We start from the raw sequence: 15,048 nt of genomic DNA, 5'->3' as shown, positions 1-15,048 counted from the left end.
AGAATGAAATATGAAGCAAAGTTCTCAAAGCCTGACCAGAAGTTTTTATCGCCGTAATTTTCTCAGCATTCTTCTGGCTGTATTTCTTTTAGGTTCGTTCTGGTTTATCAGCAGCTATCAACAACTGGTCTCAACCACAGAACTCCTCAAAGAAAAAGCGATACAACAACAACGGCAAGAGCTTAAACAGCGAACATTATACATTCTCAACATCATCAAACATGAACAACAGGCCCTGCAAAAAAACATCAATGAAGAGGTCCGACAGAGCACCAATGACGCTTATGCCATTGTCAAAGAATTGTATAATTACCACAAAGAAAACGGGAGTATGGAACAGATCCGCACGGAGATAAAAAACGTTTTGAAAGGTCTCCGTCATGATGAAGCACGTGGTTATTATTTTACTCTGAGCTTGGACGACAGCATAGAGAAGATCGCCCTCTCAGTACGACATTTAGAGGGAACAAGCTTCTTCAAAAATAGTGATATAGGCACACAATCAATTCTTCAAGACCTGATGAATATTGCCCGTAACAAAGGAGAAGGTGCTTATAACTATACTTGCAAGATTCCCAACGACCCCCAGGGTCAACACAAGAAAATAGCCTATGTCAAATATTTTGCTCCGCTGAACTGGGTTATTGGAATTGACGAATATGTCGATAAAATTGTCAGTGATCATCAAAAAAACCTGATAGAACGTATTGAAAAAATTAAGTTTGACAACAACGGATATGTTTTTGTTACCGACTTCAGCGGCTTGAGCCTCTCTTTCCCCGCAAAAGGCCGAAACATGTATGAAGTCAGGGACAACAATGGTCTAAAAATTGTTCAAGAAATGATAGCAATTGCCAAAGAAGGCCAAGGCTTCCTCGAATATGTCATGCCCCCTCTTGAAGGAGAACGTCCTGAAGCCAAAATAAGTTATGTTGCGGGAATTCCTGAGTGGGGATGGTATGTCGGCTCTGGAGACTTTATCGCAGATCTGGATGCTGAAGTCTCAGCAATGCTTAAAGAGAGAAAGATATCCCTGATTCAAGAAATGATAACAATTCTTTGTACTCTTATTGTTTCATTGCTCCTTCTTGCTTATTCGTCACATCGCTTTAACAAGCAGATCATCTCCAGCTTTAGCAATTTTCGCGATTTTTTCCACCATGCGGCCGACAACGCAATATCCCTTGACCTCAACGAACAAAAATTCATTGAATTTCAACAGCTAGCTTTAGACGCTAATAAGATGGTTGACAAGCGCCGGGAAGCCGAAAACTTTCTTAGATCTGAGGAATTCAAATTTCGCACCCTGTTTGAACACGTCTCTGACTATGTACTAATTTTACAATATCAAAAGGAGCAACTCATCATCGTCAACGTGAGTGAATCGGCCTGTCGCAAACATGACTATACACGTGAAGAATTGATTGGCAAGCCGCTTACATTTCTTACCCTTTCTGAAGAAGGGGGCTTAGACAATGACAAACAATTGAGACTGCTACAAGAAGGGAAGACTGTCAGGATCGAAGTGTCCCACCGAAGAAAAGATGGCAGCATCTTTCCCGTTGAAACCACCTTAAAAATGGTTGAAATTGAAGGGGAATCTTATCTGTTTGCAATCGAACGTGACGTGACGGAACAAAAAAAGCTTAAACAACAACAATTGGAGATGGAAGAGCAATTACGGCAAAGATATAAAATGGAGGCCGTTGGACTCATGGCCGGGGGGATGGCACATAATTTCAACAATAGCCTGGCTATTGTTCTCGGAAACCTAGAGATGGCTCAGAGAAAGCTATCACAGCCCGAAAAACTGCAAATTTATCTCACCAATGCCTTGAATGCAATTATGAACACGCGCAGTCTCATCAATCAAATCATGACTTACAGTCACAAAGGAAACCATGAAAAAAAATCTGTGCAACTCTCGATTGTCATTGAAGACACGTTAAAGCTTCTCCATTCTACCGCGCCAACCACTCTCAACCTCAGTTACTCCGTCACCGATAAAGATAAAGAATTGAAGGTTTATGCTGACAGTGAACAGCTTCAGGAAACGCTCCTAAACCTCTACACCAATGCCTTGCATGCAACAGACGAAGAAGGTGAAATCAGGATGACCTTACAATCGGTAAAGCTCGATCAAACCGAAATACCCGCGCATCATGATAAGGGGCCTGGAATTTATGCAAAACTGTCCATTAAAGATAATGGCTGCGGAATCGCGCCTGCAACCCTGGATAAAATATTTGATCCATTTTTCACAACCAAAGATGTTGGCAAAGGAACTGGCATGGGCTTATCATCTGTACAAGGGATCATGGAACAGCATGCAGGGTTCATAAACGTAATCAGCTCGGAAGGGCAAGGAACAACATTTGAACTATACTTTCCCACCATCACAAATCAAACCAACAACCCCTTAGATCTGAAAAACGAAACAATTTTAAAAGGGTCTGAAAATGTCCTTTTGGTCGACGATGAGAAACAGCTCATCCATATCGATGGAGAGATACTCACAGATTTAGGTTATAAGGTCACTTCTGTCTCCAGTGGCAAACAAGCACTGGAATTAATTCAGAAAAACCCAGAGAGTTTTGACCTGATCCTAACAGATCAAACCATGCCTGAAATGACAGGCAAGGAATTAGCTGTGGAAATCCGAAAAGCGGGCCTAAAACTTCCAATTATCCTCTGTACCGGTTACAGCTCTAAAATCACAAAAGATGAAATCACCAGTTTCGGCATAACAGCTTATTGCACCAAACCTCTTCGCCTAAGTGAATTTTCACACATTGTCAGAGAAACCTTAGATCATTCCAGCAAAATCAAATAACGGGGTTAGGGGTTAAAAACTTCACACCGCGATGGATTAACAACACCAAAACAAAAGGGGCGCAAATAGATATCTGCACCCCTTTTACATTTTTCACAAGTTACGTCATTAATAACGCGCGTCGGCAAATTCAACCCAGCCACCAGCCGCAACCAGTGCTTTATCAAACTGGCTGATTTCAAACTGGAACCGTTTTTCTTCAACACCAGCCTTGGCAATGACCGACTGCCCATCAAGATCAACGGACACCGTCACATCACCCAATTCTTGCATCTTCATCAATTGGTCAATATCTGTTTTTGGCAATTCAATCGCCAACATCCCCCCATTAAACATATTCTGACGAAAGATCCGCGCATAACTCTCAGCGATGACGGTGTGCACATCGTTCACTTCAAAGACCCAAGGTGCATGTTCGCGGGATGACCCACAACCAAAGTTCTCGCGTGAAACAACAACAGTGGCGTTCTTCAGTTTATCCCCTTTAGGATCAAAACCTTCCAGCTTTAAATCTTCAAGAATATATGGGGTCAAAGCCTCTTTGGTCACTTCAGTGAGGTACTTGGCCGGAATAATTTCATCGGTATTGATATCAGATCGATCAAGAAAGATTGCCGATCCACCAAATTTTTTCTGCATCTCTATTCTCCTGATCGTTAAAGGGTTCTGGCGTCAGTGATAACACCCGTCAAGGCGGTCGCTGCTGCCGATTCTGGGCTCATCAAATGGACCATGCCACCCTTACCCATGCGACCGTTAAAGTTCCGGTTACTGGTCGCCGCGGCCACTTCCCCTTCAGCAAGGACCCCATTACTCATCCCCAGACAGGCACCGCAGGTCGGATTGGTGACACAGAAACCTGCGTCCATGAAAATCTGAATAAGTCCTTCTGCCAAAGCATCACTAAAAACTTTTGGCGTTGCTGGAGAAACAATTCCCCGAACAGAATCAGCTATGGTTTTACCCTTCAGGATAGCAGCGGCCTGACGCAAATCTTCAATCCTGCCGTTGGTACAGGTCCCTATATAGACTTGATCGACCGGGGTTCCGCCCATCTCCTGCATCGACTTGACACAATCAGGCTTATAATCGTATGTCACTTGCGGTTCCAGACCTGAGACATCAATGTCCAGAATACTGGCATAATCAGCATCAGCGTCGGAGACCCATTGTTGATAATCAGCTAATGCCGCTTCTTTCGTCGGGAACTCATCTTTTATAAATTCCCAGAGATATTCGACAGTGGTCATATCGGGCATACAGACGCCAGATGTTCCACCCGCTTCAACCGCCATATTGCACAAAGTCATCCGTGCTTCCATACTCATTTGATCGACGATTTCTCCGCGAAACTCTATGACCCTGTCGGTCGCACCATTCACACCCAGCTGAGCGATCACATGGAGAATAACGTCTTTGGCGTAGACACCTTTTGGCAACGTCCCATTCAGATTGACACGAATCGTTTCCGGTTCTCGGAAAGCACAGACACCTTTCAAGATCCCGACTTCAAGATCTGTCGTCCCCACTCCGGCAGCAAAGGCTCCAAAAGCTCCGTGAGTGCAGGTATGGCTATCCCCCATAATGACGGTAAACCCTGGTCGGATAAAACCTTTCTCAGGGAAAATGGCATGACAAACGCCATTGCGGCCGACATCAAAGAAATCTGGAATTTCATGACGCCGAGCCCAGTCACGCAAGATCTTTGCTTGAGTGGCCGTTTTAGTATCTTTGGAGGGAGTCACATGATCAATGACAACTTTGAGCTTATTTCGATCATATACCCGATCTTTTCCTCTCCAAACAAGGTCAGCAATCGCTACTGGTGTTGTAATTTCATGACAAAGAACTCGATCGAGATTAAGAACTTTGGTCCCCGTAAAGGGTTCATCACGCAGATGGCGGTCAAAAATCTTTTCCGCTAATGTTTTTCCCATGGATACTCCTATTTCCTCCATTGCAATATGATCAGATGGTGGTATGTGAACGTTTTTCCGCTACAGCCAGATTATTTAATGCGTTGATATACGCCTTAGCACTGGCAACAATAATATCTGAATGGGCACCCTGACCAAGCACCTCACGCCCCTCAACAGAACGCAGACGCACACTGCATTCACCTTGAGCATCGGTACCACCGGTAATAGCCCCCAGAGAGAAGTTGAGTAATGTCGCCTTGCTCTTCGAAAGTTTCTTGATCGCTTTAAATGTCGCGTCAACCGGACCGTCGCCGATCACCGCAGTTCTCTTGATTTTGCCATTGATTTCCATGGCAACAGTCGCCGTTGGTGCAGCAAAAGAACCAGAACTGACATTCATCTGCTCCAGCTTATAGATTTCGGGAACCCGCAAGACTTCGTCAGCAACGATGGCATCCAGATCTTCATCAAAAATCTCTTTTTTCATGTCGGCCAAAGTTTTAAAGCGGACAAAGGCTTTCTGATTCTCCTCAGGAGACAGGCTGTAACCCAGTTGATTTAAACGGTCAATAAACGCATGACGGCCAGAATGCTTACCGAGAACCAGCTTGTTCTGATTTAAGCCGACCGATTCAGGTGTCATGATTTCATAGGTCGACTTATCCATCATCACCCCATGTTGATGGATTCCAGCTTCGTGGGCAAAGGCATTGGTCCCAACGATCGCCTTGTTTGGCTGAACATGAATGCCGGTGATAGTCGAAAGCAACTTACTTGCCTGGGTAATCTGCTCGGTCACGACACTGGTCGTGTAGGGGAGAATATCGTGACGCGTACGCAGCGTCATCACTGCCTCTTCGAGAGAACAGTTCCCCGCCCGCTCACCAATACCGTTGATAGTACACTCCAGTTGCCGGGCACCAGCTTGAACGGCAGCTAAAGAGTTAGCGACCGCCAGACCAAGGTCATTGTGACAGTGAACCGAAATAATGGCCTGGTCTATGTTGCTGACATTCTTTTTGAGATAGCTGATGATGTCATAATATTCCGATGGGATCGTATAACCGACCGTATCGGGGATATTAACCGTTGTCGCCCCAGCTTCAATCACCGCCTTAATCACTTTCGCCAAAAACGGCAGTTTTGTCCGTACCGCATCTTCAGCAGAGAATTCAACATTCGGAGTGTATCCAGAAGCACGCGTGACCGCAGCTACGGCGGCATCCAAAACCTCCTGCTCACTCATCTTAAGCTTGTATTTCATGTGGATATCACTGGTAGCAATAAAAGTATGAATTCGCCCGCGCTCTCCGGCATATTGTAAAGCATCCCAAGCGCGATCAATATCCATATTGCTTGACCGTGAAAGTCCTGCTATCTGCGATCCCTTGATCGTTTGCGCGATTTTCTTAACGGCCTCATAATCACCGTCTGATGCAATCGGAAAACCCGCTTCGATAACATCAACATTTAAACGCTCCAGTTGATGGGCGATCCGCATCTTCTCTTCAATATTCATACTTGCGCCGGGAGATTGTTCACCATCACGCAAAGTGGTATCAAAAATAATAATTTTATCTTTTTGACTCATAATAAACTCCTTAAAAGGGTTGTCCCGATCACTCGATGTCGGGGCAGTTCGTGTTGACTTCATTCATCAGACGCTGTTGCTGTTTTAGATCACCTAGGTCAGATTCCACTCAGAACCACCCCCTTTCCCTCTGAAATAATTTTCTCTGCTAAAAATAAAAAAAGCCCTCGCCCCTGTATAAAACAGGGGCGAGAGCTTAAGCTTCGCGGTACCACCCTGGTTCGTTCGCCTATATAAACAGGCAAACCTTCATTATCCTTTTACGCAGGCTCACGACAGAGACTAAACCCGTTATGGCTTCATCCCGGCAGCTCCAAGGCGAGTTCAACTTTTTCCGTATCGGTTCACAGCAACCACCGACTCTCTTAAACGGAGAATAAAGTTTACTACTCCTCTTCAACGCTTTTGAACTAAAGTAAGATTCAACCGAAAACAGTCGATTAAGTCAAGAGAATAAATGACACAATAATATTTTTACCTATCTCCACGATCAATAAATTGACAGCTTCAAGACTCATTTGCGGTGGAATGATCACCGTTCTGACGGTTTTTTCTCCACCCAATATAGAAGCCAATGGGGCCAGAGAGCAGATAAGCAATACCAATCAAAAACAACATGATTTGGGGCTTTGCAACAATGACGATCAACAGCATGATCGCAACCACCAACAACACAAAAGGTTGTCGCTTGAACAGATCTGGATCCTTCAAAGAGAGGTATTCGATATTACTGACCAACAGAAAGGCCAGCAAGAAAACCAGAAAAACCATGGAAACCATTTTTATCGTCCCGGTCCCACCCAACTCATAAAAGAGTAATACGCAGGTTGCAACGATACAGGCTGCAGCAGGAATCGGCATACCAACAAATCGCCGTGATTCAACCGTCGAGACCTGAACGTTGAATCGAGCCAAGCGCAAGGCACCACAGATAACGTATAAAAATGCAGCCAGCCACCCTAATTTACCAAACGGTCTTAACGCCCAGAGGTATAAGAGGACCCCCGGAGCGACACCGAAAGAGATAACGTCTGCCAGAGAATCGAGTTCGACACCAAACTTACTGCTGGTTCCCGTTAAGCGTGCCACCTTACCATCCAGACCATCAAAAATAGCCGCAAGGAGGATAAACCAAGCCGCCCGTTCATAATTGCCATCAGTGGCGGCAATAATGACGTAGAAGCCTGCAAAGATTCCCCCTGCCGTAATCAGGTTGGGAAGGAGATAAACCCCTTTACGGATGTTCTCTCGCTTTTCACTTCTTAAACAATTCTCAGTCAATGTATTGTCCCCAGCACTGTCTCTCCGGCAATAGTCCGCTCACCAAGAAGGACAGTAACATCTGAATTTTCAGGAAAATAGATATCAACACGGGAGCCAAATCTGATTAATCCATAACGCGCTCCACGTTGCAATAAATCACCCACAACGGGATATGTGACAATCCGCCGCGCAATCAACCCGGCAATCTGCACAAACAGGATTTGCGAGCCACTCGCCGTTTCCAGAAGGATTCCTGACTGTTCATTCGATTCACTCGCTTTATCATAAGAAGCATTAAGAAACTGCCCCTTATTGTAGTACATTTCGACAATTTTACCATCACAGGGGACCCGGTTCACGTGGACATTGAACACTGACATAAAGATACTAACTTTCGTCACCCGTTTCTTAAAATAACGATCCTCCTGAACGTCGCCGACAAAAATGACTTTTCCATCAGCTGGGGCGACAACCAGATCATCCCCCGTAGGAACAACCCGTTCAGGATTACGGAAGAAATAGACACTGAACAGGGTCAGAAGCAAGAGGAGAAAGGTCAGCACCTCCCAGTCCAAAAGTGCTAAAACCAAAGTTATGAAAGCAAACAGAGCAATGAAAGGGTAGCCTTCTCGCGCAATCGGTTGATTTTTATTCTGCATAAAATCCTCAGTTATGTTGAATTAACCTACAACCCCTTTGGCACCACGCCCGATCACAACAGGACCGGAACGGACAACTTCCTTAATCCCCATCGGTCGGAGTAACTCCAAGATACCATTGATCTTTGCTGGCGCCCCGGTAATTTCAATGGTGTATGATTTCGGGGTCACATCGATAACTTTCGCACGAAAGATATCAACAATCCGCAAAGCTTCCGCCCTGGTTTCTGCATCCGTGGCAACCTTAATCAAAGCCAGTTCACGTTCAATATATTCCCCATCGGTAAAATCAACAACTTTTATCGTAGAGATAAGTTTATTGAGGTGCTTGGTAATTTGCTCCAGAATATGATTATCACCCCGCGTGACCAAGGTCATGCGGGAAAGATCAGGATCCATCGTCGGTGCGACAGAGAGACTCTCAATATTGAAGCCCCGTCCTGAAAATAAGCCTGAAATTCTGGAAAGAACACCAAATTCATTCTCCACCAGAACTGAAATTGTGTGTTTCATTTTTTTATCCTCCCGATCAAATTGTTCACCGAACTTTCATTCACTTTGCTAGGATGCAAGAACCATTTCATGAATCGCTTTACCAGCAGGAACCATCGGCAGAACGTTTTCTTCCCTTGAAACTTTAAAGTTCATCAACACTGGGCCGGGAGTCTCCAAAGCTTGCTTTATTGTCGCTTCGACCTCATCCACTTTGGTCGCTTGCAAGCCGGTTGCACCATAAGCCTCAGCCAGTTTGATAAAATCAATGGGCAGTTCCATAACCGTTTGACTATAACGCTTCTCAAAGAACATCTGCTGCCACTGGCGAACCATCCCCAGATAATTATTGTTAAGGATCGCAATTTTCACCGGCAATTGATACTGCACCAAAGTCGCCAGCTCTTGAGAGTTCATCTGGAAGGAACCATCGCCAGAAATATCAATAACCTGACGGTCAGGATATGCAACCTGGGCTCCCAGAGCGGAAGGGAGTCCGAAACCCATAGTTCCCAAACCACCGGAAGTTAAGAATGTTCTCGGTTTTCTGAAAGTATAAAATTGCGCTGCCCACATCTGATGCTGTCCAACTTCAGTTGTGATAATAGCGTCTTCAGCAGTCATTTCACTGATTTTTTCAATCACGAACTGCGGCTTAATCACCGATTTGGAGGAGCGATACGTCATCGGTTGGCGGACTCTCCACTCGGCAATCATTGCCCTCCAATCTTCAGTTCCTTCAATGAGATCTTCGACCAGCTCGGGCTTTTTATCCAAATATCCATGCAACTTACCCAAGACATCTTTCAAATCACCGACAATAGGGAGATCCACACCAACATTCTTGCCAATCGACGTCGGATCAATATCCACGTGAATAATTTTCGCCTTTTCGGCAAAGCTGTCGATTCGGCCAGTCACCCGATCATCAAATCTGGAACCAACGGCAATCAAGAGATCACACTCAGTGACCGACATATTGGCATAAAAGGTTCCGTGCATCCCTAACATCCCCAAGGCCAGAGGGTGACGCTGCGGAAAAGCAGCCATGGCCATCAAAGTCGTCGTCACAGGAATTTGCGTCTGCTCTGCCAACCGGAGCAATACGTCATCGGCACCAGACAGGGCAATGCCGCCACCGACATAGAGAACCGGTTTACGTGCCGCCAGAATCAACTTGGCTGCTTTTTCAACCTGCCGCATATTGCCACTGTAAGTTGGTTTATAACCGCGTAAACTGACAGTTTCCGGATATTTAAACTTATAATGACTGACCTGAATATCTTTGGGGAGATCCACGAGAACTGGACCTGGGCGTCCCGTTCTGGCGATATAGAAGGCCTCCTTGATGGTCTTTGCCAGATCACGGATATCTTTCACCAAAAAGTTATGCTTGGTACAGGGTCGGGTAATTCCGCAGATATCTGCTTCCTGAAAGGCATCATTACCAATGAGTGGTGTAGGGACCTGACCGCAGATAATAACCATCGGCACCGAGTCCATATATGCAGTCGCGATTCCGGTGACAGTATTCGTCGCTCCCGGACCACTGGTTGCGATGGCGACACCAACCTTGCCAGTGCAGCGAGCATAACCGTCAGCCGCGTGAACAGCGGCTTGTTCATGCCGAGTTAAAATATGCTTGATAGATGATTCGAAAAGGTCATCATAAATATTGATGACTGCCCCACCGGGGTATCCAAATACCGTATCGACCCCTTCACTCTTCAAGGATTCAAGCAAAATCTGAGATCCGGTCAATTCCATCTGTTCCTCCTCAACTTAAGTTTTTCATAAATCTTTCAACCACAGTTGCAAAATTCACAAGAGGGTCAGCTTTCTTAGAAACCTGGCTTTTAAACCTTAGCAGTTGATAAAACGGCACGAACACCTGCCAGTACATCATCAATTAAATACAGCAAAGGGCTTAAGCCTCCGCTTAAACCCTTTGCTGTATCGAATCTTCCCGTTGTTACAAAACGGGGTCAGGTGGTAACAGACTGTATAATCTCTTCCATCTCATCCTTACCAACGAGCTTCATTTTTTTTACCTTATTTTTTTCAAGTAGCTCATGAGGAGATAAATACCCTTTTTTATCATACTCAGAAAGTTGTTTCTCAAACAGGGTATGTTCCTCATAGAGCATGCGAAAACGGGGGTTAGTCTCGGTAAGATTTTGCAAAAGGGTTTGATCAATGTCCATTGGCACCTCCGCGCATGTAAGTAAGATTAAGCATTCAAAACACCATAACTAAGTAACCAAATTGATGCAAATTTGTCAACAATTAACCGGTTTTAAATACCTCCCTTACGAGATAAATTTAATTCCGCATCAGAAGGGCGAATATAAACAGGGAGAATGTCTGCCGCACTCTGTGCTAATCCACTTCGCCAGGCCTGCAACGCTAACCAGGATGCTTGTGCAGCACGAAGTTGATGCGCTGTAGCAACAGGGATGAAGGCACGATCTGCCAGATGCGTATCAATAAGATGACGATAAATTGGTACACCATCACCGACCAAGGCGACCTCACCAGGCAGCTGCAGCAATAAAGTTTCTGGCGGCAGAACAGAAGGGTTCCCAATCGCAACAGGCCCCTCAGAAGCACGCCATGAAAACAATTGGCTATAAACTTCCTGTTTTCTGGCATCCAAAAATGCGCAGATTGGAACCGGTGATAATGGCAGGTTCATCGCTATCGTTTGCAGAGCAGAGACAGGAACAACCGGTTTATTCAAAACCTCAGCCAACCCTTTAACAGTTGCAATCCCAATCCTTAGCCCCGTAAAAGAACCTGGACCAGTCACCACGGCAAGAAGATCAAGATCTTCCAGCGTCCAGTTCGCTGCATCAAGAAGAAGATCAATCTGTTTGAGAAGTTTTTCACTGTGGGTACTCCGAACATTTAAGAGAGATTCTGCAATCAGAACTTCCCCATGGCACAGAGCAACACTTCCTGTGAACGAAGAGCTGTCAACAGTAAGAATTTTAATTTTCCCAGATGTCTCCATCAACCCCATAACCTTACGATATCATTATAAAAAGCCAGAACCATCAGCATCAGTAGCAGTGCCATTCCAACTTGCTGAGACATTTCTCTAACACGGATCGATACAGGCCTGCGAATAATCAGCTCAATAAGATAAAAAAGAATATGCCCACCATCCAAAATAGGGATTGGCAATAAATTCAAAATTCCCAATTGAATCGAAATGAAAGCCAGAACCGACAATATTGCGGGGAGATCTGTCTGCGCTGCCTGGCCTGCAATCTGGACAACGGTAATGGGGCCCCCAATATTTTTTGTGGAAACATTGCCTGAGAACAATTTCTGCACAAAAACGACCGTTAATTCTGTCAGTTCCCAGCTTCGATAAGCCCCTTCACGGATCGCATCAAAAAAGCCCAAAGATCTCAGTTTAGAATCGTAGAAAGGGGCAACACCGAGCAAATAATCACCCTCTCCATCACGTTGTGACGGAGTCAAATCAACAACCATTTGCTTCCCATCACGTTCTATCTGAACCGGAACCACCTGATCCCCAATTTTTTGAATAACCGCTTTGAGATCATACCAAGACGAAATCGGGTAATCACCTATCTGTAAGATCAAATCACCTTCCAGTATGCCCGCCTTAGCGGCAGGCATATCGGCAACTAAGCCACCGATTTCAGCGGCTTGTTGTGGTAGCAAGCCCAAAGCCTGCATCCCTTGCAAACTGTCATTTTCCGCAGAAACTTCAAACTGCAATTCCTGTCCATCTCGTTGAACTTGGAACACCAAGGGTTTTCCAGCTTGGGCAATAAATCCTTTATTGGCACCATTCCAATTCTCAACCTCTTGCTGATTAATTGTGGTCACACAATCTCCAGCGAGAAGCCCGGCCTCCGCAGCATTCGAACCCGGCACGACATAGCCAATACAGGCCGGCTGCTCCAGATAAATCGGCACCTGTACCCCGACCATAAAAGATATCGGCAGAATCAATAGAGGCAGCATCAGGTTCATTATCGGCCCAGCAGAAACAATCGCTAACCGTTTACCAACGGGCTGTTCTGCAAATGAACGAGCTTTCTCTTCTGCGGTCAGTTCCGCATCCTCCCCCTGCTCACCACCCCCTTCGCCCAACATTTGGACATAGCCACCAAGAGGAATTGCACAAATCTGATATTCGGTCTCACCGCGTTGCCGAGAAACCAGTTTGGGACCAAAACCAAGTGAAAACTTCAAAACCTTAACGCCACACAGCTTTGCGATGGCGAAATGTCCAAGTTCATGAATAAATACCAGAACTCCCAGCATCAAAATTCCAGCTATAATTGTGATCATACCAGTCCTCCATTGATGAACTCTTGTGCCTTATGTCTGCCCCACAAGTCAGCGTGCAAAGCCTGCTCTACGGAGGTAAGGTCTTCATTTTTGTGTTGCAACATTGTTTTTTCTATGACCTTTGCAATCCCCTGAAAGCTGAGCCGGCTATGTAAAAAGGCTTCAACAGCAACCTCATTTGCCCCATTCATCGCCGCTGGAACAGTCCCACCAACCGCTAACGCTTCATAAGCTAGCTGCAAACACGGGAAGCGCTCAACGTCTGGGACGGAAAAAGATAATTGCCCGAGCTGACACAGGTTGAGTGGTGGCTGCTCCAAAGGTAAGCGTTCCGGCCAGGATAAGGCATAAGCTATGGGGGTTTTCATGTCTGGAACACCTAACTGCGCCATAACTGCGCCATCCTGATACTCTACTAACGAATGAATAATACTCTCTGGGTGGATGTGCACGTCAATCATCTCTGCCGGAAAATCAAACAGCCATCGGGCTTCAATCACTTCCAGACCTTTATTCATCATAGTCGCAGAATCAATTGAAATTTTTTGCCCCATCTCCCAGTTCGGATGAGCCAGTGCTTCTGCCGGAGTGATCGCCGCAAACTGAGCCGCTCCATACTCTCGAAACGGCCCCCCGGATGCGGTCAAAATCAAGCGTTGAACATCTTCACGACGCTGCCCAGACAACGATTGGAAGATCGCAGAATGTTCACTATCGACCGGCAGAAGGTTAACCTTCTGCCGCTTGACCTCATCAATAATCAAGCTACCGGCTATAACTAGAGTCTCTTTGTTGGCCAAAGCAACGTGTTTCCCTGCTTTGATCGCAGCCATCGTCGGCATTAACCCTGCGGCACCAACTATCGCCGCAACCACCATTTCGACTTCTGATGCCGTCGCACAGCGGATCATCCCTTCGGCTCCACAACAAACCTCAACATCAACCCCCTCGAGTTGCTGCCTGAGTTTTTCTGCCTCGAGCTCAGAAACAACCGCAACAATGCGCGGATGAAAAGCATGGATTTGTTGCAGTAATAACCCAATATTCTTCCCGGCAGTCAGGGCAACCACTTGAAAGCGCTCAGGAAAATCTTTTAAAACTGCTAAAGTGCTGACACCGATTGACCCTGTTGAGCCAAGAACTGCTATTTTTTTCAACCGCGCTCTCAGCCTCCGTAACAGTATCGTGCAAGATAATAGACAACAGGAAACGTAAATAACAAGCTATCGAGACGATCGAGCATCCCCCCGTGTCCTGGAATGATATTCCCAGAATCCTTCACTTGGCAGGCACGCTTTAACAGTGACTCAAACAGATCTCCGAGCTGCCCCAACACTCCAAGCAATAGCGCAATGAACACACCATCAACAACGCCGAGGGCCGGAAGAAAGGTAAATTTGACGACCATCATGGCCAAAACAGAGCCAAACAGACCTCCAAGCCCCCCTTCAACCGTCTTATTTGGACTCACGGCCGGGTAGAGTTTTCGTTGACCGAATCTCCGCCCAACAAAATAGGCAAAACTGTCACAACTCATAATCACAATGAGGGTCATAAATATCCACTGCCGCCCTTCGGGGAGCAATCGGAGTAACATAAGATGGCTGAAGAGGAAGGGGAGATAAACCAGACCGAGCACTATCCAGCCCAGCCGATAATGCACGACTGTCAACTCCGGCAAGCGGAACAGGAACAAGATAGCCAGAAGTATCATCGTCGCCGTGTATAAAGGCAAAAGCAGAGCGATATTGCCATACAGCAGCATCGGGATAACCGCCGCACCGCTGATCGCAGCAAGCCACTGCTCCAAACCATGCTCATCGCCAAGGCTCATGCGATTAAACTCGATTAGGCTCAGAAACAGAACAATCGTTAAAAAAACAGAAAAAACTGCAGGGGAAGCATATCCCAGCAGCAAAATCAGGAGGGGCAAAGCTATAGTGGCGGTGATGATACGTT

13 protein-coding genes and 1 other annotated feature are annotated in these 15,048 nt (G+C 45.9%); of the genes, 1 reads left to right on the top strand and 12 read right to left on the bottom strand.

From position 1 onward, the window contains the following. The first annotated feature begins 10 nt into the window (after positions 1–10). A complete protein-coding gene (locus BLU87_RS05680; protein WP_092345626.1) occupies positions 11–2,833 on the top strand; it encodes a cache domain-containing protein in 2,823 nt (940 codons plus the stop codon). Between the two features lie 108 nt (positions 2,834–2,941). Here BLU87_RS05680 and BLU87_RS05675 read toward each other — a convergent pair whose 3' ends face one another. The 12 genes from BLU87_RS05675 to BLU87_RS05620 form a co-directional block, all read right to left on the bottom strand. Beyond that, positions 2,942–3,472, bottom strand: a complete 531-nt coding sequence (locus BLU87_RS05675; protein ID WP_092345624.1) for a 3-isopropylmalate dehydratase small subunit — start codon at positions 3,470–3,472, stop codon at positions 2,942–2,944. Positions 3,473–3,489: 17 nt separating this feature from the next. Further along, positions 3,490–4,770: a 3-isopropylmalate dehydratase large subunit gene (locus BLU87_RS05670; RefSeq protein ID WP_092345622.1), complete on the bottom strand. Its 1,281-nt coding sequence runs from the start codon at positions 4,768–4,770 to the stop codon at positions 3,490–3,492. 31 nt (positions 4,771–4,801) lie between these two features. Further along, a complete protein-coding gene (locus BLU87_RS05665; RefSeq protein ID WP_092345620.1) occupies positions 4,802–6,343 on the bottom strand; it encodes a 2-isopropylmalate synthase in 1,542 nt (513 codons plus the stop codon). A gap of 181 nt (positions 6,344–6,524) precedes the next feature. After that, positions 6,525–6,752 (bottom strand) — a binding site (T-box leader). A gap of 98 nt (positions 6,753–6,850) precedes the next feature. Next, positions 6,851–7,624, bottom strand: a complete 774-nt coding sequence (gene pssA / locus BLU87_RS05660) for a CDP-diacylglycerol--serine O-phosphatidyltransferase (RefSeq protein ID WP_245706389.1) — start codon at positions 7,622–7,624, stop codon at positions 6,851–6,853. Then, positions 7,621–8,265: a phosphatidylserine decarboxylase family protein gene (locus BLU87_RS05655; protein WP_092345618.1), complete on the bottom strand. Its 645-nt coding sequence runs from the start codon at positions 8,263–8,265 to the stop codon at positions 7,621–7,623. The genes pssA and BLU87_RS05655 overlap by 4 nt, the downstream gene beginning before the upstream one ends. Positions 8,266–8,286: 21 nt before the next feature. Further along, positions 8,287–8,778 (bottom strand): acetolactate synthase small subunit, encoded by a 492-nt coding sequence (gene ilvN / locus BLU87_RS05650; protein ID WP_092345616.1) that lies wholly within the window; start codon positions 8,776–8,778, stop codon positions 8,287–8,289. A 48-nt stretch (positions 8,779–8,826) separates the two neighbouring features. Next, on the bottom strand, positions 8,827–10,524 hold the full coding sequence (ilvB, locus tag BLU87_RS05645; protein ID WP_092345614.1) for a biosynthetic-type acetolactate synthase large subunit: 1,698 nt from the start codon (positions 10,522–10,524) through the stop codon (positions 8,827–8,829). A 218-nt stretch (positions 10,525–10,742) separates the two neighbouring features. Beyond that, complete coding sequence (locus tag BLU87_RS05640; protein ID WP_092345612.1) at positions 10,743–10,961, bottom strand: DUF465 domain-containing protein; 219 nt, start codon at positions 10,959–10,961, stop codon at positions 10,743–10,745. 92 nt (positions 10,962–11,053) lie between these two features. Then, positions 11,054–11,770: a tRNA (adenosine(37)-N6)-threonylcarbamoyltransferase complex dimerization subunit type 1 TsaB gene (gene tsaB / locus BLU87_RS05635; protein ID WP_175498279.1), complete on the bottom strand. Its 717-nt coding sequence runs from the start codon at positions 11,768–11,770 to the stop codon at positions 11,054–11,056. Further along, complete coding sequence (gene rseP, locus BLU87_RS05630) at positions 11,770–13,089, bottom strand: RIP metalloprotease RseP (protein WP_092345608.1); 1,320 nt, start codon at positions 13,087–13,089, stop codon at positions 11,770–11,772. The genes tsaB and rseP overlap by 1 nt, the downstream gene beginning before the upstream one ends. After that, on the bottom strand, positions 13,086–14,246 hold the full coding sequence (locus BLU87_RS05625; RefSeq protein ID WP_092345606.1) for a 1-deoxy-D-xylulose-5-phosphate reductoisomerase: 1,161 nt from the start codon (positions 14,244–14,246) through the stop codon (positions 13,086–13,088). Before BLU87_RS05625 ends, rseP begins: the two co-directional genes overlap by 4 nt. 8 nt (positions 14,247–14,254) lie before the next feature. Beyond that, entirely contained in the window at positions 14,255–15,040 is a 786-nt protein-coding gene (locus BLU87_RS05620; protein ID WP_281242516.1) for a phosphatidate cytidylyltransferase, read from the bottom strand. Positions 15,041–15,048 lie beyond the last annotated feature (8 nt).

Source organism: Desulfuromusa kysingii, assembly GCF_900107645.1.
Classification (GTDB): domain Bacteria; phylum Desulfobacterota; class Desulfuromonadia; order Desulfuromonadales; family Geopsychrobacteraceae; genus Desulfuromusa; species Desulfuromusa kysingii.
This window is presented reverse-complemented; position numbering and strand designations above follow the sequence as displayed.

Excerpts from the sequence above, each read along its gene's own strand:
- BLU87_RS05680 (WP_092345626.1), top strand. The coding sequence starts at position 11 with ATGAAGCAAAGTTCTCAAAGCCTGACCAGAAGTTTTTATCGCCGTAAT.
- rseP (WP_092345608.1), bottom strand. The coding sequence starts at position 13,089 with ATGATCACAATTATAGCTGGAATTTTGATGCTGGGAGTTCTGGTATTT.
- BLU87_RS05675 (WP_092345624.1), bottom strand. The coding sequence starts at position 3,472 with ATGCAGAAAAAATTTGGTGGATCGGCAATCTTTCTTGATCGATCTGAT.
- BLU87_RS05640 (WP_092345612.1), bottom strand. The coding sequence starts at position 10,961 with ATGGACATTGATCAAACCCTTTTGCAAAATCTTACCGAGACTAACCCC.
- ilvB (WP_092345614.1), bottom strand. The coding sequence starts at position 10,524 with ATGGAATTGACCGGATCTCAGATTTTGCTTGAATCCTTGAAGAGTGAA.
- BLU87_RS05665 (WP_092345620.1), bottom strand. The coding sequence starts at position 6,343 with ATGAGTCAAAAAGATAAAATTATTATTTTTGATACCACTTTGCGTGAT.
- ilvN (WP_092345616.1), bottom strand. The coding sequence starts at position 8,778 with ATGAAACACACAATTTCAGTTCTGGTGGAGAATGAATTTGGTGTTCTT.
- BLU87_RS05655 (WP_092345618.1), bottom strand. The coding sequence starts at position 8,265 with ATGCAGAATAAAAATCAACCGATTGCGCGAGAAGGCTACCCTTTCATT.
- tsaB (WP_175498279.1), bottom strand. The coding sequence starts at position 11,770 with ATGGAGACATCTGGGAAAATTAAAATTCTTACTGTTGACAGCTCTTCG.
- BLU87_RS05670 (WP_092345622.1), bottom strand. The coding sequence starts at position 4,770 with ATGGGAAAAACATTAGCGGAAAAGATTTTTGACCGCCATCTGCGTGAT.